Genomic DNA, 18,122 nt, shown 5'->3' on the forward strand with positions numbered 1-18,122 from the left:
AGGGTTAGCGGTCGAACAGCGCGGACCCGTTGTGCCAGCACACCGCACGCAGCCAGTCGTCGCCGAGGTCGAGGCGGGCCAGCCCCTCGAGCTGGTGGGCGTAGGGGTAGGGGATCGTCGGGAAGTCGCTGCCGAGCACCACCTTGCCGGCATCGCGGTGGCCCAGCTCGCGCAGCCGCGGCACCAGCTCGGTCGGGTACGGCGGGAAGAAGTCGGTGAACACCATCGTCGTGTCGAGACGCACGCCGTCGTACCTCTCGGCGAGCGCGAGGAACTCCGCACACTCCGGCGCACCCATGTGGGCGATCAGCAGCCGCAACCGGGGGAACCGGCGCAGCAGCCGCTCGGTCGAGCCCGGCCCGGTGAACTCGTTGCCGACCGGCCCGGAGCCCGCGTGCACGACGACCGGCGTGCCGGCGTCCTCGATCTGCCCCCAGACCTCGTCGAGCAGCGGGTCGTCGAGGTGGAACTCCCCCACCTGGAGGTGCACCTTGAAGATCTCGACGCCGGCGGCGATCCGCTTGCCGACGTACGCGGCCGCGGACTCCTCCGGGAAGAACGTCGCCGAGCACAGCAACTCCGGCACCTCGCCCGCGAAGCCGGCCGCCCAGTCGTTGAGGTACTCCGCGACGCCCGGCTTGTGCGCGTAGGGCAGCGTCGGGAAGTGCCGCACGCCCATCGCGCGCAGGATCTCGACCCGCTCGGCATGGTCCTGCCGGTAACGGATCGGCCAGTCCCGGCCGATCTTCGGCCCGGCGGAGTCGAACACGGCGTACACGGCCCGCTGGATGTTCGGCGGCAGGAAGTGGACGTGCACGTCGAAGAGTCCCGGCAGGTCGAGGGCCTGCCAGAAGCGGCGTACCTGCTCGACGTCGGGGTGTCGAGACGGTTGCTGCGCAACCTCCTCAACCACCGACTCGTCAGTCACGCATGCCCTTGAGCCGGCGCCCGACGGCCTGCTCGGTCTCCCGGTTGGCCTGCCGCTCGGCGAGCGCGGCGCGCTTGTCCCACGACTTCTTGCCCTTCGCGAGCGCGATCTCGACCTTGGCCCGGCCGTCCTTGAAGTAGAGGGACAGCGGGACGACGGTCAGGCCCTTCTCGTTGACCCGGCGCTCGATCTTGTCGATCTCGACCCGGTTGAGCAGCAGCTTGCGCTTGCGCCGCGCGGCGTGGTTGGTCCAGGTGCCCTGGGAGTACTCCGGGATGTGGACGCCGTGCAGCCAGGCCTCGTGGCCGTCGATGTCCACGAACCCGTCGACCAGCGAGGCACGCCCCATCCGCAGCGACTTCACCTCGGTGCCCTGGAGGACCAGGCCGGCCTCGTAGGTGTCCTCGATGTGGTAGTCGTGTCGCGCCTTCTTGTTCTGCGCGATCAGCTTGCGCCCCTGCTCTCTGGCCATCCGCCCATTCTCTCAGGAGCGGGCAACCGAGATACGCCGAGTTGGCGCCAGATTGCCCCCGAGACGGCGCTAGATTGCACCAGCTCGCGCAATCTGGCGCCAACTCGGCGTCAGGGCAGCCAGTTCATCGGGTTTACCGCGTTGCCGTTCACCAGCAGCGTGAAGTGCAGGTGGCAGCCGGTGGACCAGCCCGTGGAGCCGACGTAGCCGACGACGTCGCCCTGCTCGACCCGGTCGCCGAGGTTGACCCGGTAGCCGGTGGCGTGGTTGTAGACGGCGGTGACGTTGGCGCCGTTGATGTTGCCGAGCGAGAGGTAGAGCCGGTTGCCGTAGACGTCGGACCAGTACTTGGCGATCACGGTGCCGCCGGCGATGGCACGCATGCCCTCGCCGCAGGAGACGCCGAAGTCGGTGCCGTCGTGCAGGCCCCAGTAGTGGTAGATGGGGTGCGAGCGATAGCCGTACGGCGAGGTCACCGATCCCGGCACCGGCCGGATGAACAGCCCGTTCGTGGGCCCCTGGTAGCCGGTGCGCGACCGGCGCGCGGCGGCGAGGATCCGCTGCCGGATCTTCGCCTCCCGCTGCTTCGCGGCACGCAGGGCGCGCAGGTCGTGGATGCGCGCCTTCTTCGCGGCCTGGCGACTCTCGGCCCGGGTGACCACCAGGGAGTGCACCTTGTCCCGCGCCGAGCGCTTCTCGGTGCGCAGGCCCTCCATCAGCACCAGGTGCTCGGCGGCGGCCTTGCGCTCGACCTCGACGTCGTCGCGGGCCTCCGCGACCTGGCGCTCACGGACCTCCAGGAGCACCTCGGCGGCGTGGAGGTCGTCGTACGCCCGGGTCTCGCGGCCGACGATGACGTTGCGCGCCTCCATCTGGCGGGTCAGGTCCGCGGGCGTCTTGGCGTCGAGCAGCGCCGAGAAGGCCAGCAGCTGCGGGTCGCCCTGCTCGTAGATGTCGGTGATGGTCGAGGTCACGGCCTGGTGCTGGACCTCGAGGGCCGCCCGGCCGTCGGCGAGGTTCTGCTGGGCCGTGGCCAGGCGGGTCTCGGCGGCGTCGAGGCGCTGCTGCATCTCGTCGTCGCGCACCTGGGCCGTGGCGAGCTTGGCGTTCGCGGTCTTCAGCTCGCTGCGGGCGCCGGCCAGCTCGGTCCGCGCCTTGGTCAGTGCCGCCTGGGCCTTGCGCAGCCGGCCGCTCGACTCGTTCAGGTCGTGCTGGGCGTCCTTGACCCGGGACTGCGCGTGCTTCTGCTGCTGCTTGAGGCCCTTGCCGTCGTCGGCGGTCGCGAGGGGGACGACGAGGGCGCCGATCGCCAGGCTGGCGACGGCGGTCGCCGCGGCCAGGCGTCGGCTGGCGGTACGGGGGAAGAGACGCACCGGGCTGCCTTCACGTGTTCGGGGAAGTGAACGCGATGACGGTAACCCGCCGGAATCACACTTTGAGGTATTTGCGTGTCAGCACGAGTGTCGGGAGCAGGGTGAGCACCGGACCGAGGATCGCGATCGACATCAGCGCCACGACGTACTCCGGCATCCCGATCCACGGCATGAACGCGAGGCCGGTCGCCGCGCGCTGGTCGATGCCGAAGTACATAAACGCCGCGAGCGCCCCGCCGGCGAGCGCGACGCCGATGATCGCGGTCACCAGCGCCTCGAGCAGGAACGGCAGCGCGATGTAGAGCGTCGAGGCCCCGACCAGGCGCATGATGCCGATCTCCTTGCGGCGGGCGAACGCCGCGAGGCGGATGGTGTTCCCCACCAGCAGCAGGGCCGCGAAGACCAGGAACGCCGCGGTCGCCAGCGCGGCCCACTGCAGCGCGTTGATCGAGCCGTAGATCGGCTTGAGCACGTCGCGCATGTCACGGATGCCGGAGACCCCGTCGAGCCCCACGACCGCGCTGGTGATGCCTTGGTACTGCTCGGGGTCCTTGAGCGTGATCCACACCGACTGCGGCATGTCGTCGGCGGTCGCGGCCGGGTTGGGACCGTCGAACTTCTCCGGCCCGAGGAGCTCCTTGACCTTCTCGAAGGCCTCCTCCTTGGACTCGAAGCGGTAGTCGGCGACCTCGGGGTTCTTCTCGACCTCGGCGGCGATCGCGTCCTTCTGCGCGTCGGTGACCTCGCCGGTGCAGGCGGGGTTGTCGTCCTTGTCCTTGCACAGCCAGACGGTGATCTGGAGCTGGCTCCCCCAGTGCTGGGCGGCCTTGTCGGCCTGCTGGTTGAGCAGCACCCCGAGGCCCACCAGGGTCAGGGACACGAAGAGGGTCAGGATGACCGCGATGTGCATCGACAGGTTCCGGCGCAGGCCCTGGCCGAGCTCGGAGAAGACGTAACGAAGCTGCATGGGGTGGAGGGCTTTCCTTCGGGTCGTCAGGCAGTCGAGGGGTGGGCCGGCGGCCCGTTCAGTGCTGGAATCCGTAGACGCCCTGCGCCTGGTCGCGGACCAGGCGGCCGCTGTCGAGCTCGATGACCCGCTTGCGCATCTGGTCGACGATCCCGGCGTCGTGCGTCGCCATCAGCACGGTGGTGCCGGTGCGGTTGATCCGGTCGAGCAGCTTCATGATGCCGACCGACGTGGTGGGGTCGAGGTTGCCGGTCGGCTCGTCGGCGATCAGGATCATCGGCCGGTTGACGAACGCGCGCGCGATCGCCACCCGCTGCTGCTCGCCGCCCGAGAGCTCGTCGGGCATCCGGTCGCCCTTGCCCTCGAGGCCGACCAGCTCGAGCGTCTCGGGCACCACCCGGTTGATCTCCGACCGCGACCGGCCGATCACCTGGAGCGCGAACGCGACGTTCTCGGAGACGGTCTTGTTGTTGAGCAGCCGGAAGTCCTGGAAGACGGTGCCGATCTGCCGGCGCATCCGCGGGACCTTCCAGCTCGCGAGCCGGTTGATCTCCTTGCCGGCGACGTACACGCGCCCGGAGGTCGGGCGCACCTCGCGCAGCACCAGCCGGAGAAAGGTCGACTTGCCGGAGCCCGACGTGCCCACCAGGAAGACGAACTCCCCCTTCTCGACGTCGACCGTGACGTTGTCGAGCGCCGAGTGGGTCTGACCTGGGTAGGCCTTGACGACCTTCTCGAAGCGGATCACGGGAATCGAGCGTAGACGCTGCACCTGAGAGCGGCCGCCGCGACGCCCGGACGGGCGCGTCGGGCCGCCGGCTAGGTTGTCGGACGTGTCCGTCGTACGCCGTGGGGTCGTGGCCGCCGCGCTGATCCCGTTGGTCGTGCTCGCCGGCTGCACGTCGGCCGGCGACGAGCCGACGGCCGAGCCCAGCGCGACCGTCACCGCCCTGGCCGACCTGGCGACCGACGACGTCGCGGTGGTCCGAGGCGACTTCTGCGCCCGGGTCAGCCCGCAGGAGGTCGAGGAGGCGCTGGGCGGCGCCGCGACGGACACGACCGACGCGACGACGTGGAGCAACGGCGACCGGGCCCGGGTGGCCGACGGCGTCCGCGACGTCGTGCACGAGTTCGGCTGTGCCTGGACCACCGACGTGAACACCGCCCGGGCCTGGGTGTTCGCGCCGCCGGTGACCGGCCGGCAGGCGCACCGGCTGGGCCGGGCCGCGGTGCGGGGCGACGGCTGCGAGCGGGTGCCCGACGCGGAGCGCTTCGGCGCCCACTCCCTCGCCGTCGTCTGCCGCGCGGCTGGCGAGGCGACCACGACCTACCACGGGCTCTTCGGCGACGCCTGGCTGTCGTGCTCGCTGACGGGCGCCGACCTGGCGCGCACCGACCGCTGGTGTGCGGCCGTCCTCCAGGCTGGACGGGCAGCGTAGGTTGGTCCGCATGCTCTCCCGTTCCCGTGCTCTTCCCGCAGCCGTGCTGATGGCGGCGCTGCTCGGCCTGTCCGGCTGCGGGGACGACACCGACGAGCCCACGACCACCGCCTCCGACTCGGCCGGGGCCACCGACTCGCCGACGGCGTCGACCAGCCCGTCCGAGACCGCCGCCCCGAGCAGTGCCCGCACCGACTTCTGCGCGCAGATCCCGAAGCCGGCGATCCGGACCGCGCTGTACGGCGCGGCCATCTACGACGAGGCCTGGGCGCCCGGCAAGGACGCCGACGTGCGGGGCGGGGTGCACGCAGAGGGCGCCGAGTTCGGCTGCGCCTGGACCGCGAAGGACGGCACCACGGTGACGGCCTGGCTGTTCGCGGCACCCGTCTCGGCCGACGAGGGCGCGACCCTGGTGAAGAAGGCCGGCGCCGGCTGCGAGCACAAGAAGATGCGGGCGCCGGGCGCCGACGCCGCCGTCACCGTGCAGTGCATCAGCGACGACGACACCGTCACCCGCACCCAGGCGCTGTACGGCGACGCGTGGCTGTCGTGCTCGCTCCAGACGCCGGGCATCCTGACCCGGCTCGACCGCGCGGCCGACTGGTGCGACGCGGTGCGCGAGGCCGCGCTGGTCTGACCCCCGGCCCTGGCTCGGCCTCGCTCAGCCGGCCTCGCCGGCGGCCGGTTCGGGTGCGGCGTGGTGCACCGGGCAGCCGTTGCGACCCGGCACCGGGAAGGTCCCGAGCCGGTCGATCTCGTAGCCGTCCGGGTAGCTGCGGATCCACGCGACGTCCTCGATCCGCTTCGGCTCACGGCGGGCGGGATAGGCCCGCAGCAGCAGCCCCCGCCCCCGGAGCGCGGCCCGGCTGAGCCGCTGGACGACCGCCGGCGGCGCGGCGTACCGGAACGCCTCGCGCAGCGGCTGGTCCATCAGCGCCCGCGCGAAGAGCCCGGCGGGGCGCCGCAGCGGCCGGGCGTAGAAGGTCCGCATCAGGTCGAGCGTCGCGTCGGCGACCCGGCGGCCCCCCTCGTCGTAGGCGAAGTGCTCCGCCTCGTAGGCGTCCATGAGCTCCTCGAAGCCGGCGTAGGTCGCAGGGAGGTCCTTGATGCCCATGTGCCGGCCGAGCGTCTGGTAGTAGCGGACGCTCGCCTCGACCTCGTGGACGGTGAACCGGCGCTTGCCGTAGTCGTCCATCCAGCGCTTCGGGACCACCACGAACGCGCTCAACACGTAGCGGAACTCGTGGTCGGGGATGTCGTAGGCGCGGTGCATCGCGTTGATCCGGCGGATCGCGGCCCGGGCCTCGGGGTGCTCGAACCCGAGGCGGGTGGGCGGTTCGAGCAGCAGCGCGGTGTCGTCGTACCGCTTCTGCACGCGGCCGGTGAACTCTCCGGTCTCGTCGAGGAGGCGGCCGATGCCCGGCACGGCGTAGGTGCGGAACAGCGCGAAGCTGAGCGCCTGGTTCATGTCCCAGGGGAACTCGTGGCTGACGACGTTCCGGTAGATCTCGACGAAGTCGGTCTTCGGGTCCAGCCGGTCGTTGCGCCGCTTCCAGTGGTCGCGCCTCATGCCGCCAAACTAGGACAGACGCTCGGAGGTTTCGAGGCTCGGCGCTGGCGCGCCTCGGGTGGTTGAGGTGCGAAGGCCGCCAGGCCTGACCCTCGAAACCACCCGTCAGCGGAAGGCGAGCAGCGCCTCGTGGACGCCGTACCCGAGCAGGCCGAGACCGGTCGCCACCGGCACCAGCACGCTCGGCGAGACCCGCCCGCGCGCCGTGGCCCAGGCGACGAGCACCAGCGAGGTCGCGACCAGGCCGGCGACGACGAGGTCGCGGTAGTCGACGCCGCTCGCGCGGGCGTGCGGGATCTCCGCGATCGGCACGCCGGCGAGCAGGCCCCAGGCCAGCACCCGCGTCGTCGAGGACTCGCTGTGCTCCCCCAGCCAGCCCGCGCCGCCGAGGATCCCGCCGAGCAGCGCCCCGCCGACGAGCCACACGGGCGCGCCGTAGTCGCTCAGCATCGAGCCGCCGGCGCCGAGCGTCGCCTGCCAGACGTAGTAGGTGACCAGGCCGGCCTCGACGGCGGCGATCGCGGTCAGGCCCGCACGGCGTACGTCGCGGGCGCCGCGACCGGCCACGAAGGCCAGCACCAGCCACGGTGTGCCGAGGTCGGGCAGCGCCCGCAGCGCTCCCGGCAGGTCCGCGCCCTGCGCGGAGAGGACGCCGAGCGCGACCCCGCAGCCGAGCAGGAGCGGGAGGCGCAGCCGCGCCCGGGCAGCCGGGGCGGTCAGTTGGCGTCGGCCTTCTCGGCCTCGCGGCGCCACCGGATGCCGGCCTCGATGAAGCCGTCGATGTCGCCGTCGAAGACCGACTGCGGGTTGCCGACCTCGTAGCCGGTGCGCAGGTCCTTGACCATCTGGTAGGGGTTCAGCACGTAGTTGCGCATCTGGTCGCCCCACGAGCTGGTGGCGTCGCCGCGCAGCGCGTCGAGCTGGGCCCGCTCCTCGGCCTTCTTCAGCGCGAGCAGCTTGGCCTTGAGGATGACCATCGCCGAGGCCTTGTTCTGCAGCTGCGACTTCTCGTTCTGGCAGCTGACCACGGTGCCGGTCGGGATGTGCGTCAGCCGGACCGCGGAGTCGGTGGTGTTGACCGACTGGCCGCCCGGGCCGGAGGACCGGTACACGTCGACGCGGACCTCCTCGTCGGGGATGTCGATGTCGTCGGTCTGCTCGAGCACCGGCACCACCTCGACGGCCGCGAACGACGTCTGCCGGCGGCCCTGGTTGTCGAAGGGGCTGATCCGCACCAGCCGGTGGGTGCCGCCCTCGACCGACAGGGTGCCGTAGGCGTACGGCGCGTGCACGGCGAAGGTCGCCGACTTCAGGCCGGCCTCCTCGGCGTACGACGTGTCGAAGACCTCGACCGGGTACTTGTGCTGCTCCGCCCAGCGCGTGTACATCCGCAGCAGCATCTCGGCGAAGTCCGCGGCGTCGACGCCGCCGGCGCCGGAGCGGATCGTGATCAGCGCCTCGCGCTCGTCGTACTCGCCCGAGAGCAGGGTGCGGACCTCGAGCGCCTCGACCGACTTCGTCAGCCGGCCCAGCTCGGTCTCGGCCTCGGCCAGCGAGTCGGCGTCGCCCTCCTCCTCGGCCAGCTCGACGAGTACGCCGAGGTCCTCGACGCGGCTGTGGAGTCCGGTGAACCGCTCGAGCTCGCCCTGGAGCGCGGAGAGGCGTCCGGTGACCCGGGTGGCGTTGGCCTGGTCGTCCCACAGGTCCGGCGCGGCGACCTGCTCGCCGAGGGCGGCGATCTCCTCGCGCATGGCGTCGAGGTCGAGCACCTTCTCGATGGAGCTCAGGGTCGCCTGGAGCTGCTTGATCTCTGCGTCGAAGTCCGGTCCTGCCACAAGCAGCAAGGTTACGTGGCGCGCGGCCTCCGGGCCTACTCGCCCGCCTCACTCACCGGCGCCGACGGCGATCGGCAGCTCCGCCCAGACCCGCTTGCCGCCGGCGACACCCGCCTCCATGCCCCAGGAGACGGCGACCGCGCCGACCAGGTGCAGGCCGCGTCCGTGTTCCTCGGTCTCGGTGAGCGGCTTCGGCTCGGGCGTGCCAGCGCCGTCGTCCTCGACCTCGATCCGCAGCGCCGGGCCGGCCGTCGCCAGGCGGACCCGGTAGGACGACTCGGCGTGGGTGAGCGCGTTCGCGGCCAGCTCGCTGACCACGAGCATCGCGTCGTCGACCGAGGTCTCGATGCCCCACTCGTCGAGCTTCTCGCGGACGAACCGGCGCGCGATCGCCACGCTGCTCAGCTCGTCGGGGAGATCCAGCACGGCCTCTTCGCGGATCGACCGGCCGACCTCCTCGAGCAGCTGGAGCAGGTAGCCGAGGTCGACGTCCTTGAGCGCGAAGCCCGCGGCGTTCGCGTCGATCCAGGACCGGTCCACGCCCTCGAGGCCGGAGAAGACCACGACCTTGGTCGCCGGCGCGTCGGCGCGGATGCGGCTGAGCACTTCCTGCCCGGCGATGTCGGGCAGGCCCAGATCGAGAACGACGACGTCGGGACGCAACTGCGCGGCGAGGTCGACGGCTTCTGCACCGTCTCCCGCCTCACCCACGACCTCGAACCCGCCCCGGAAACGGAGCGAGGTGCGGACCAGTCGGCGTACCTCAACGACGTCGTCCACCAGGAGGACGCGGATCGGCACGGTTCGAAGCCTAGCGAATCCGCCGGATCCGGACCGCTGCCGAGCGTCACCGCGCGTCGTCGGGGGCCCGGGGCAGCCGGACCACGAAGGCGCCCGGCTCGCCGGGCTCGGGTGGCCGGTACGACGCCTCGCCTCCGTGCTCCCGGGCGAGCTGGCGCACGATGTAGAGGCCCAGGCCCGTGCCGCCGGCCGACCGACCGGTCGCGAACCGCTCGAACAGCCGCTCGCGCATCTCCGGCGGTACGCCGGTCCCCGCGTCCTGCACGGTCACCAGCACGTCGTCCCCGTCGAGACGGGCGGCGACCCGTACGGGCGGCACGCCGTGCACGAGCGCGTTGGTGATCAGGTTGTCGACGACCTGGGCCAACCGACCGGCGTCGCCCACGACCAGCAGCCCGGGCTCGGCCTCGACGTCGAGCGGCGATCCGGGGCTGCCGCGCTGGGCGGTCGCCGCGGCGGCGACCACGATCGGCGCGACGTCGACCTCGCCCATGCGCAGCTCGAGCCGGCTCGACTGCAGCCGCGACGCCGTCAGCAGGTCGTCGAGCAGCCGCCGCAGCCGCGCCGAGCTGGCGCTCATGCCGGCGAGCAGCTCCGCCCGCTCCGCCGCGTCGAGCTCGTCCCAGTGCTCGGCCAGCAGGTCCGCGGTGCCGCCGAGGACGCCGACGGGCGTGCGCAGCTCGTGGGCGGTCACCGCGAGGAAGTGCGCCTGGTCGTCGGCCGCCTGCTGGAGCCGCTCATTGGCCGCGGCCAGCGCGGCCGCCGCCTCCTCCCGCTCCTGGAGCAGGCTGCGGCGCTCGGTGATGTCGCGCACGACCTTGGCGAAGCCCACATGCACGCCGTCCGAGTCGCGCACGGTGGTGATCACGACCGTGGCCCAGAAGCGGCTGCCGTCCTTGCGGATCCGCCAGCCCTCCTCCTCGTAGTGCCCGTCGCGCAGCGCCAGCTCCAGCTCGTGCTCGGGGTGCCGCGCCTCCTGGACCTCCGGCGGGTAGAAGGCGCGGAAGTGGCGGCCGACGATCTCGTGCGCGGCGTACCCGTTGATGCGCTGGGCTCCGGAGTTCCAGCTCTCGACCCGGCCCTCCGGGGAGAGCATGAAGATCGCGTAGTCCTCGACGTTGTCGACGAGCAGCCGGAACCGGATCTCGCTGCGCCGCAGCTCCTCCTCCGCGCCGCGCTGGCCGGTCACGTCCTGCACCTGGGCGAAGAGGTAGAGCGGCCGCCCGCCGCCGTCGAGCACCGGCGCCAGCGTCGCCACCACGCGCCGCGGCGGGGTCGCGCCCGCGACCTCGTGCTCGACCTGCCCCGACTCGACCGAGCCGTCGAGGATGCCGTCGAGCAGGCGCTGGAGGGTGTCGGCGGCCGGGCCCACGAACGCGGCGTACGACGAGCCGACCAGGTCGTCCACGGGGCGCTCGAGGATCGCGCCCAGGGAGTGGTTGGCGCGGACGATGTGCCCGGCGAGGGTCACCGTCGCCATCCCGATGGCGGCGTCCTCGAACACCTCGCGGAAGCGCTCGAGGTGCTCGCTCAGCACCCGGTGCTCGGCCTCGTCGGCCCGGCCGAGCGGCGCGGCCCGGGGCGCGGCGGCGGGCGTCGACCCGCCGGCGTCGAGCACGTCGACCAGGTCGCCCGCGAGCGTGTCGAGCGAGGTGAGCTTCTCGAAGAACGCCGCCGCGCCCAGCTCGGCCGCGCGGTGCGCGAGTCCCTCCTCCTGGAAGCCGCTGTACATCACGACCGTGGTGCCCGGCGCCGCCTCCAGCACCCGAGGGAGCGCCTCGAGGCCGTCCATCACCGGCATCGACACGTCGAGCAGCACCAGCGCCGGCTGCAGGCGGCGTACCACCTCGACCGCCTCGGCGCCGTCGCCCGCCTCGGCGACCACGTCGAGGAGTCCCGACGACCGCAGCCGGGAGCGCACCAGCGCGCGCACCTCCGCCGCGTCGTCGACGACCACGATCGTCGGCCGCGGCGCCCCTGCCGCACCTGCGCCCACGCAGGGAACCTAACCCGCGCGGGTCGTCAGCCGCGTCCGAACACCTGCGAGACCCACCAGCGGCCGTCGTCGTCGCGGTACGCCCCGATTCCCATCAGCCGGAACTGCCGGCGCAGGATGTTCGCCCGGTGGCCGCTCGAGTGCATCCAGCCGCGGTTGACCACGGCCTTGCCGCTCGGGTAGCCGACGGCGATGTTCTCGCCGACCATCGTCAGGTCGCAGCGCCGCAGCATCGGCTTCAGCGACTGGTGCACGAGCTCGCCCTTGCGGGCCATGCTGCGCGCCCAGCGCTCGGCGAAGCCGGTCAGGCAGGCCTGCTTGCGCAGCCGGCTCAGGCTGCGGTCGGTGCGTTGCTGGTTGGTGGCCGAGAACGCCGTGTCGGCGTACCGCGCCTCCGGCGCCTTCGCCTGCGCAGGCGTCAGCCATAGTGTGGTCGCCACGACCACGGCAGCCAGCGCGGCGAGCACTGACTGTCGGATTCCCAAGAACATGGCACCCCTCGATCGTCGACGGACGGGCTGGGAGGACGCTACCGGTTCCGGGCGCTCCGTGGGCAACGACCGCGAGAGTCGCCGGCGAGTTCCGGGAGACCGGTGACGGTCGCGGTTGTCCACAGGCCGCGGGACCGGGCCTGTTTCGGAGACCCGCTCGGCGGAGAGACTGGCGGCAAGGATCCGACTCGGGGGACCTGATGTCACTGACCCAACCGGCCGCGCGCCGTACGCCGGGCGCCCACGGCGAGCTCGTCGAGCGGCTCGACCTGCAGGTGCGCGAGCTGGTCCGCCGCGAGGGAGTGGATCCGCAGCACGACCCGCTGCTGGTGCGCCGGATCGCCGAGGGCGTGGTCCGCGACCACGACGAGCGCAGCCTCACCGGCGTCGTCGCCGCGGTGCCCGACGTCGGCGCCATGGTCGGCGAGCTGGTCGCGCGGGTGTCGGGCTTCGGTCCGCTCCAGCCGTTCCTCGACGACCCGACGGTCGAGGAGGTGTGGATCAACGACCCGAGCCGGGTCTTCATCGCCCGCAACGGGCGCCACGAGCTGACCACGCTCGTGCTCACCCGGGCCCAGGTGGAGGAGCTGATCGAGCGGATGCTGAAGTCGAGCGGGCGCCGCATCGACCTCAGCAGCCCGTTCGTCGACGCCATGCTCCCGGAGGGGCACCGGCTGCACGTCGTGCTCGAGGGCATCAGCCGGGGCTTCTCGGCTGTCAACATCCGCAAGTCTGCGGATACCGCCCTACACCCCCTCTGACCTGCATCGGAGCGATTACTGCGCTTCGCCGGTCCGCGGGGAGTCCGCACGGGCCCGACCGAACACCTCGTCGACGGCCTCGCGCGTCTGGTCATCGGAGTCCGGCCACATGTGGCTGTAGGTGTCCAGGGTCTCCTTTCCGGCGCCGTGCCCGAGCCGGTTCTGGACGACCTTGACGCTGGCGCCGTGCCGGATCAGCAGCGAGGCGTAGTAGTGCCGGAGGTCATGCTGCCGGGTCATCTCCGGGGCCTTCGCGGCGGTCACGGCCTCGCGGAACGCCTTCGAGACGTGGTCGCGATAGAGCAGTCCGCCGCCGGGCTCAGTGAAGACCGCGCCCTCCTCGCCGGCCGGGAACTCCTTCAGGTGCGCAGCGAGCGCGTCGACGACCGACTGGGGCAGCGGGATCGTGCGGTACGACGCCTCGGTCTTGGGCGGCCCGAACGTCGGCGGCCACGTCAACAGCAGTTGCCGGTCGACCCGGAGGGTACGCCGCAGGAAGTCAACCCGATCGACCGTCAGGCCTGCGGCCTCGCCCGGGCGGAGGCCGGTTCCGGCCATCAGCGTGACCATCGCGCGCCAGCGCGCCGGCATCGCGGCCTCGATCGCCAGCACGGTCTCGGTGGGCAGCGGGACGATCAGCTCGCGCTCGACCGGCGGCAGGGTGATCCTGGTGCACGGCGTGCGGGCGATGATGCGGTCCTCGGCTGCCGCCAAGAAGACCGCCCGCGTGTGCTGGTAGGTCACCCGCACGGTGCGCGGCTTGAGGCCCTTGCTCGTCAGCTTCTGGACGAAGGCCTGGACGTCGCCAGGGCGGATGCTAGCCATCGACCTCGAGCCGAACTCCGGGATGGCGTGCACCCGCAGCGCGGAGTCCACCGCGGCGGCCGTGTTGGGGCGGTGAATCTGCCGGGTCTGCCAGGCCTCGGCGTAGGCCTTGAAGGTGATCTTCCCGGCGCGTGGGTCGACGTACTGGCCGGTGAGGACCGACGTGGTGACCTCGTCGAGCCAGCGCTGGGCGTCCACCTTCCGGTCGAAGTGCCGGGCGTGCTCCTTGCCCGCGTCGTCGCGGTACCGCGCGCGCCACTTGCCGTTGGGACGCTTCTTGACGCTAGCCACGGTCGGTGTCCTCGTCGCGTTCGCGCGCCAGCGCCTCGCGATCCCTGGCCTCCAGCTTGGCCTCATGCTCCCGCGCGGCCAGAATGTCCATCGCGAACAACTCCTCAGCCGAGAGTCCCGCCACATCCCTGATGTGACCAGGGATCAGATCCTGGATCTGCTGGGGTAGGGCCTCCAGGTGCTTGCTGAGCTCGCGCGCATCAAGCTCGGCATCGATGAGCATGTCGACCGCAGACATCGTCCGCCGCCGAATCTGCGCCGCCAGAGAGCGCAGGCCGCTGACCGCCCGTCGCTCGAGACTTTCTGGAATCAGTGACTCCAGGGTCTGGCTCAACGCCGTCGCGACGGTCATGCCTTCGTTCAGCTTTAGCGCCCTGGTCCCCTTCTCGATCTTCAGGATCGTCTGTTGCTGCATCGGTAGACCGAGATCCGTTAGCCGTTCGGCAAGCTCTGTCTGCGTCAGCCCCCGCTCCATGCGGAGCGCCCTGATCCGCTCGCCGACTTCCTTATCGCTGGTCATGCCTTCGCACGCTACACCAAATTGTTGTGTGCTCCAACACCAATCCTCATGTAACTTCATCGTTGTAAGTCAAAACACCGAATCGGAGACACGATGGAGATCTCGTACTCACCCCAGGTCGCGGAGCTGCTCCGCATGGAGGACGTGGCGGCGCTGACCGGCGTCCCGATCAACACACTTCGGTCCTGGCGCGCGAACCCAAAGAAGAACCCCCGGTCCGAAGTCCACGACCCTCGGTCGCCGAGTCGTCTACCGCCGCAGCGACGTCCAGGCCTGGATCGACGCGCGCTTCGAGGAGGCGTCATGACGAAGCGGGGAGCCCATTCCGCCAAGAACCCGGCTCCCCGCTTCGCACTGAACACGACCATCCAGGATGAAGGGACAGACGCATGAGCAAGGCTAGGCGCTTCAACGACAGGAACGAGACAGCCAGGCTCGCGCTCGGCAACGTGGGCGACACCTTCACCGCCGAGCAGATGCGACGCCGTGCCAGGGCTCGTGAGGCTGCTGACGCCAACAGGAATGCGGCGATCGCACGGGCGAAGGACGCCGAGGGCAACGGACCGGGGGCAGCATGAACTACCAGATCGCCGGCCGCGTCACCATCGACCTGACCACCGACCTCGACACCTTCGATCCCGGGTACGACGACCGTCGCCGTCTCGACGTACTTCATCGTTGCCCTGACGGTGTCGAGGTGGTCATCCAGCTCGGTCAGCGCCAGTACCTCACTGAGGACGCCGTCCAGTGGATCCATGAGCACGGCGACCGGCTCCGGATCACCATCGAGGGGCCGTTCCCGGACACGCTGCTGGACATCGTCCGTGCGACGCGTGCTGGGCACCTGGGGGCAGCATGAAGCGGGTCTGGAGCATCACCCTTGACCGGAACTGCGCCTACGTCCGCGGCTACGGGACTCGCGAGCAGATCATCGAGCTGAAGGGCCGGCCACCGACGTGGTCTCGAGCCGAGAAGGCCTGGGTGTGCCAGCCGTCCACCGCGCACGACGTCATCGCGTCGGCCGAGAGGCGCGGCATCGTCGTGAACGTCCGCGGCGGCCCGGGCGACCTAGCACCGGATGGTGCTAGGTCGCAGGTGTCACCTGTCAGGAATCTGACACCTGCAAGCACGTCGCCTCAAGAAGGGCTCTGGTGACCTGGACCAAGCTCTCCGACGACTTCGGGGTCGACTGCCGAGACCTCTCGGACGCCGCCTTCCGAACGCACGTCGAGGGCTTGAGCTGGGTCATGAAGCGTGAGACCGGCGGATACCTCGACGCCCGCGACATCAGGCGCTTCGGCGAGTCCCCGCACGCCGAGATGGCGATCGCCGAGCTGGTCGCATGTGGGTGGTGGTCGATCGAGGGCCAGGGCTACCGGATCCACCACCACATGGAACACCAGCCCGAGCCGGACCTAGTTGCTCGGCGCCGCGAACTGACTGCCGAGCGCGTCCGGAAGCACCGTCGAAAGAAGGCCGGACTGGACGACGGTAACGCCGTTACGGAATGCGTTACCCGGGTCGGGACGGGACGGGACGGGACGGGACGGGAACCCTTAAAGACAACCCGCAGCTACAAGAAGGAGTTGGGGAAGTCGCCTGTTCTTGGTGCAGCGGGCGCCGCGGAGGCTGTCCGAATTGCAACGCGGTGGAGGTAGGGGCATGACGTCGGTTCTCGACCGCCAGGTCGCCAACGGGCAGCTCCCCGCCTGGGCTCGCATCTGGGCCTGGACTCTCGCCAACGCCAACACGCACGGCCACGCGCCCGCGTACCCGGGGCAGATCCGGCGCGACCTCGACATCACCACCCGTGACGTCAGCCGCGCCATCCGTCTGGCACGCGAGCGCCGGGTCATCGACCGCTGCTCGACAGCCGCCTGCCTGGTGCTGCCGGGCCACGCCCTCGCACCGTGCGAGGCCAACCATCGAGAGGGCCTGTGACCACCACCTCTACGACCGACGCCTGGTCCGGACGCAAGGTCACCCAGGCCCGCGCTGCCCTGGCTGCCCGGACGGTCTGGCCGGCGCCCTGTGGCCAGTGCGGCGAGCCCGTGACCCGTACCGAGCGATGGGTGCTCGGGCACATCATCGGCCGTGCCCTGCGACCTGACCTGATGTGGGAGCCGTCGAACCATCGTGTCGAGCACCGTGCCTGCTCGGACCGCTCCGCACAGGCCGCGGTCATCGAGAAGGCACGAGCCGAGGGAGCACGCGACGCACTGGCTCAGCACGGCATCGAGGACTCTTTTCCCGACGATCTGAGCGCCGAACAGCCCCCGCCCCTTCCCGCACACACACTCGGGGGCCTAGTGCCGCCTGTGGAGGCCAGGGACGGCCTGTCGTGGGCCGATCTGTGCCGAGATGCCCCCGACTGGCTTCAGCCGTACCTCGACGTCCCCGAGGATGCGGCCCCGCCGCTGTGGGTCTCGGGCGTCCACCCCGAGGCGGTCGGCAGCATGGGGCCGGCGGCGATCGAGTGGATGGAGTCGAACGTCATGGAGCGGGGTCGGCCGCTCCGGTTGAGGTGGTGGCAGACGCTCGCGGTCGTTCTCCAGCTCCAGCACCGAGAGGACGCCACTCTGTGCTGGCGGGTCATCCTCGAGTCCGGTCCGCGGCGGATCGGGAAGTCGGTGCGGCTCCGAGGCATGGCGCTGTGGCGGCTGGCGAACGGGCCGACGTTCTTCGAGCCGGAGCAGTTGGTGCTGCACACCGGGAAGGACCTGGCGATCGTCCGCGAGGTGATGCGCAAGGCCTGGGCGTGGGCGGCGCCGCTGGAGGACTGGGACATCAAGCGCGGCATGACCGAGCCCGAGGTGTCGTACCTCGGCGTCAACCGGTGGGTGGCGCGCAGCAAGGACTCCACGACTGGCTACGACGCCTGCCTCGCGCTGTGTGACGAGGCGTGGGACGTGCCGCCGGCCAGCATCGACGACGACCTGGAGCCGACGATGCTGGAGCGCGAGTCGCCCCAGCTCGTGCTCACCTCGACGGCACACCGCCGCGCGACGTCGCTGATGCGTGGCCGGATCCTCGACGCGCTGGCGACCGAGGACGGGGAGACGCTGCTGCTGATCTGGGCGATGCCACCGGGGTCGGACCCGGGCGACCCGGTGGCGTGGCGGGCGGCGTCTCCGCACTGGTCGGAGGACCGACGCCGGATGATCGCGAGCAAGTACGCGAAGGCGCTGGCCGGTGAGGCTGACCCGGAGGCCGACGACCCGGACCCGATGCAGGGCTTCATCGCGCAGTACGGGAACGTCTGGCGCTTTCGAGAGCGCCGCCGCGAGCGAGGGGAGCCGATCATCGAGGCTGATGCCTGGGCAGCCCTGGCGGCACCTGTCCCACATGGGACACCACCTGCCTCCGCTGCGATCGAGTCGTGGTTCGAGCATGGTGTGAGCCTTGCCGTTGCGTGGCGATCGTCGCCAGGAAGCCAGGTGGTGGTCTCGGTCTCCGCTCACGAGGACGTCGCGTCGGCTGTGGCGGCGTTGAAGGCGACCGGCTACCGGGGCATCGCGGTCGTGGGTTCGTCGCTGATGGCTGAGCCGGCGGTGAAGAACCTGGCGAAGCGGGCCGGAGAGGGCCGGGTCTCCGCGTCGGTCTCGGAGCTGATCCGGCTGCTGGGTGAGGACGTGGTCCGCCACGATGGCGGTGCTCACCTGTCCGGTCAGGTGCTCGATCTGCGCACGCTGCCAGGTGTCGATGGTCCACGGATGGTGTCGACGGGTCGGGCCGACGCCGTGAAGGCCGCGGTGTGGGCGATCAAGGCTGCCCGAGCGCGTGGTGGGCAGTTCAAGAGCATCGTGTTGCCCAGAACGTGACATCGGGTCTACCAGGATTGACAACTCGGCTC

Annotated in this window: 22 protein-coding genes; 8 read left to right on the forward strand and 14 right to left on the reverse strand. The window is 71.0% G+C overall.

Translation table 11 applies throughout. The features are described 5' to 3' along the window. Positions 1–4 precede the first annotated feature (4 nt). From FHU40_RS04585 to ftsE, 5 genes are all read right to left on the reverse strand, one after another. Positions 5–928, reverse strand: coding sequence for an amidohydrolase family protein (locus FHU40_RS04585; RefSeq protein WP_343057722.1), 924 nt, complete (start codon positions 926–928; stop codon positions 5–7). Beyond that, on the reverse strand, positions 921–1,400 hold the full coding sequence (gene smpB / locus FHU40_RS04590; RefSeq protein ID WP_183591061.1) for an SsrA-binding protein SmpB: 480 nt from the start codon (positions 1,398–1,400) through the stop codon (positions 921–923). The genes FHU40_RS04585 and smpB overlap by 8 nt, the downstream gene beginning before the upstream one ends. Before the next feature lie 110 nt (positions 1,401–1,510). Then, entirely contained in the window at positions 1,511–2,773 is a 1,263-nt protein-coding gene (locus FHU40_RS29325) for a peptidoglycan DD-metalloendopeptidase family protein (protein WP_183591062.1), read from the reverse strand. A gap of 55 nt (positions 2,774–2,828) precedes the next feature. Continuing rightward, a complete protein-coding gene (ftsX, locus tag FHU40_RS04600; RefSeq protein ID WP_183591063.1) occupies positions 2,829–3,740 on the reverse strand; it encodes a permease-like cell division protein FtsX in 912 nt (303 codons plus the stop codon). Positions 3,741–3,798: 58 nt separating this feature from the next. Continuing rightward, on the reverse strand, positions 3,799–4,488 hold the full coding sequence (gene ftsE, locus FHU40_RS04605; RefSeq protein WP_183591064.1) for a cell division ATP-binding protein FtsE: 690 nt from the start codon (positions 4,486–4,488) through the stop codon (positions 3,799–3,801). Between the two features lie 85 nt (positions 4,489–4,573). On the opposite strand from ftsE, the gene FHU40_RS04610 reads away from it, so the two are divergent. Both FHU40_RS04610 and FHU40_RS04615 read left to right on the forward strand, forming a co-directional pair. Beyond that, positions 4,574–5,179 carry a hypothetical protein gene (locus FHU40_RS04610; RefSeq protein WP_183591065.1) on the forward strand — a complete coding sequence of 202 codons (606 nt, stop codon included), beginning with the start codon at positions 4,574–4,576 and terminating at the stop codon, positions 5,177–5,179. 10 nt (positions 5,180–5,189) lie between these two features. Continuing rightward, a complete protein-coding gene (locus FHU40_RS04615; RefSeq protein ID WP_183591066.1) occupies positions 5,190–5,816 on the forward strand; it encodes a hypothetical protein in 627 nt (208 codons plus the stop codon). A gap of 24 nt (positions 5,817–5,840) precedes the next feature. On the opposite strand, the gene FHU40_RS04620 is transcribed toward FHU40_RS04615, so the two are convergent. The 6 genes from FHU40_RS04620 to FHU40_RS04645 form a co-directional block, all read right to left on the reverse strand. Further along, complete coding sequence (locus FHU40_RS04620) at positions 5,841–6,749, reverse strand: oxygenase MpaB family protein (RefSeq protein ID WP_183591067.1); 909 nt, start codon at positions 6,747–6,749, stop codon at positions 5,841–5,843. A gap of 105 nt (positions 6,750–6,854) precedes the next feature. After that, complete coding sequence (locus FHU40_RS04625; protein ID WP_183591068.1) at positions 6,855–7,502, reverse strand: DUF6518 family protein; 648 nt, start codon at positions 7,500–7,502, stop codon at positions 6,855–6,857. Next, entirely contained in the window at positions 7,466–8,584 is a 1,119-nt protein-coding gene (gene prfB, locus FHU40_RS04630; protein WP_183591069.1) for a peptide chain release factor 2, read from the reverse strand. Before prfB ends, FHU40_RS04625 begins: the two co-directional genes overlap by 37 nt. A gap of 48 nt (positions 8,585–8,632) precedes the next feature. Next, the gene (locus tag FHU40_RS04635) at positions 8,633–9,385 is read right to left on the reverse strand and encodes a response regulator (protein ID WP_183591070.1); all 753 of its coding nucleotides are present in this window, start codon (positions 9,383–9,385) and stop codon (positions 8,633–8,635) included. Positions 9,386–9,431: 46 nt separating this feature from the next. After that, entirely contained in the window at positions 9,432–11,381 is a 1,950-nt protein-coding gene (locus FHU40_RS04640; protein WP_183591071.1) for a PAS domain S-box protein, read from the reverse strand. A 26-nt stretch (positions 11,382–11,407) separates the two neighbouring features. Continuing rightward, complete coding sequence (locus FHU40_RS04645) at positions 11,408–11,872, reverse strand: CAP domain-containing protein (RefSeq protein ID WP_183591072.1); 465 nt, start codon at positions 11,870–11,872, stop codon at positions 11,408–11,410. A 200-nt stretch (positions 11,873–12,072) separates the two neighbouring features. Here FHU40_RS04645 and FHU40_RS04650 point away from each other — a divergent pair, with 200 nt between their 5' ends. Further along, on the forward strand, positions 12,073–12,633 hold the full coding sequence (locus FHU40_RS04650; RefSeq protein WP_221199504.1) for an ATPase, T2SS/T4P/T4SS family: 561 nt from the start codon (positions 12,073–12,075) through the stop codon (positions 12,631–12,633). 15 nt (positions 12,634–12,648) lie between these two features. Here the strand turns inward: FHU40_RS04650 and FHU40_RS04655 are convergent, their stop codons facing one another. Further along, a complete protein-coding gene (locus tag FHU40_RS04655; RefSeq protein ID WP_183591073.1) occupies positions 12,649–13,749 on the reverse strand; it encodes a tyrosine-type recombinase/integrase in 1,101 nt (366 codons plus the stop codon). Continuing rightward, a complete protein-coding gene (locus FHU40_RS04660) occupies positions 13,742–14,269 on the reverse strand; it encodes a helix-turn-helix transcriptional regulator (RefSeq protein WP_183591074.1) in 528 nt (175 codons plus the stop codon). Before FHU40_RS04660 ends, FHU40_RS04655 begins: the two co-directional genes overlap by 8 nt. A gap of 389 nt (positions 14,270–14,658) precedes the next feature. On the opposite strand from FHU40_RS04660, the gene FHU40_RS04665 reads away from it, so the two are divergent. Together FHU40_RS04665 and FHU40_RS04670 are read left to right on the forward strand one after the other, a co-directional pair. Beyond that, complete coding sequence (locus tag FHU40_RS04665; protein ID WP_183591075.1) at positions 14,659–14,847, forward strand: hypothetical protein; 189 nt, start codon at positions 14,659–14,661, stop codon at positions 14,845–14,847. Then, complete coding sequence (locus FHU40_RS04670) at positions 14,844–15,128, forward strand: hypothetical protein (protein WP_183591076.1); 285 nt, start codon at positions 14,844–14,846, stop codon at positions 15,126–15,128. Before FHU40_RS04665 ends, FHU40_RS04670 begins: the two co-directional genes overlap by 4 nt. A 49-nt stretch (positions 15,129–15,177) precedes the next feature. Here the strand turns inward: FHU40_RS04670 and FHU40_RS28815 are convergent, their stop codons facing one another. Next, positions 15,178–15,306: a hypothetical protein gene (locus FHU40_RS28815; RefSeq protein WP_281374561.1), complete on the reverse strand. Its 129-nt coding sequence runs from the start codon at positions 15,304–15,306 to the stop codon at positions 15,178–15,180. Positions 15,307–15,420: 114 nt separating this feature from the next. Here FHU40_RS28815 and FHU40_RS04675 point away from each other — a divergent pair, with 114 nt between their 5' ends. Genes FHU40_RS04675 through FHU40_RS04685 form a run of 3 tightly spaced genes read left to right on the forward strand, consistent with a single transcriptional unit; the run spans position 15,421 to position 18,090 of the window. Further along, positions 15,421–15,927: a hypothetical protein gene (locus FHU40_RS04675; RefSeq protein WP_183591077.1), complete on the forward strand. Its 507-nt coding sequence runs from the start codon at positions 15,421–15,423 to the stop codon at positions 15,925–15,927. A 4-nt stretch (positions 15,928–15,931) separates the two neighbouring features. After that, positions 15,932–16,210, forward strand: a complete 279-nt coding sequence (locus FHU40_RS04680; RefSeq protein WP_183591078.1) for a hypothetical protein — start codon at positions 15,932–15,934, stop codon at positions 16,208–16,210. Beyond that, a complete protein-coding gene (locus FHU40_RS04685) occupies positions 16,207–18,090 on the forward strand; it encodes an HNH endonuclease (protein ID WP_183591079.1) in 1,884 nt (627 codons plus the stop codon). Before FHU40_RS04680 ends, FHU40_RS04685 begins: the two co-directional genes overlap by 4 nt. The last annotated feature ends 32 nt before the right edge of the window (positions 18,091–18,122 follow it).

This window comes from Nocardioides soli, assembly GCF_014191495.1.
GTDB lineage: Bacteria > Actinomycetota > Actinomycetes > Propionibacteriales > Nocardioidaceae > Nocardioides > Nocardioides soli.

Coding starts and splice junctions, on each gene's coding strand:
- smpB (WP_183591061.1), bottom strand. CDS start 1,400: ATGGCCAGAGAGCAGGGGCGCAAGCTGATCGCGCAGAACAAGAAGGCG.
- ftsX (WP_183591063.1), bottom strand. CDS start 3,740: ATGCAGCTTCGTTACGTCTTCTCCGAGCTCGGCCAGGGCCTGCGCCGG.
- FHU40_RS04615 (WP_183591066.1), top strand. CDS start 5,190: ATGCTCTCCCGTTCCCGTGCTCTTCCCGCAGCCGTGCTGATGGCGGCG.
- FHU40_RS04620 (WP_183591067.1), bottom strand. CDS start 6,749: ATGAGGCGCGACCACTGGAAGCGGCGCAACGACCGGCTGGACCCGAAG.
- FHU40_RS04645 (WP_183591072.1), bottom strand. CDS start 11,872: ATGTTCTTGGGAATCCGACAGTCAGTGCTCGCCGCGCTGGCTGCCGTG.
- FHU40_RS04650 (WP_221199504.1), top strand. CDS start 12,073: ATGTCACTGACCCAACCGGCCGCGCGCCGTACGCCGGGCGCCCACGGC.
- FHU40_RS04660 (WP_183591074.1), bottom strand. CDS start 14,269: ATGACCAGCGATAAGGAAGTCGGCGAGCGGATCAGGGCGCTCCGCATG.
- FHU40_RS04665 (WP_183591075.1), top strand. CDS start 14,659: ATGAGCAAGGCTAGGCGCTTCAACGACAGGAACGAGACAGCCAGGCTC.
- FHU40_RS04670 (WP_183591076.1), top strand. CDS start 14,844: ATGAACTACCAGATCGCCGGCCGCGTCACCATCGACCTGACCACCGAC.
- FHU40_RS28815 (WP_281374561.1), bottom strand. CDS start 15,306: ATGCCGCGCCTCTCGGCCGACGCGATGACGTCGTGCGCGGTGGACGGC.
- FHU40_RS04680 (WP_183591078.1), top strand. CDS start 15,932: ATGACGTCGGTTCTCGACCGCCAGGTCGCCAACGGGCAGCTCCCCGCC.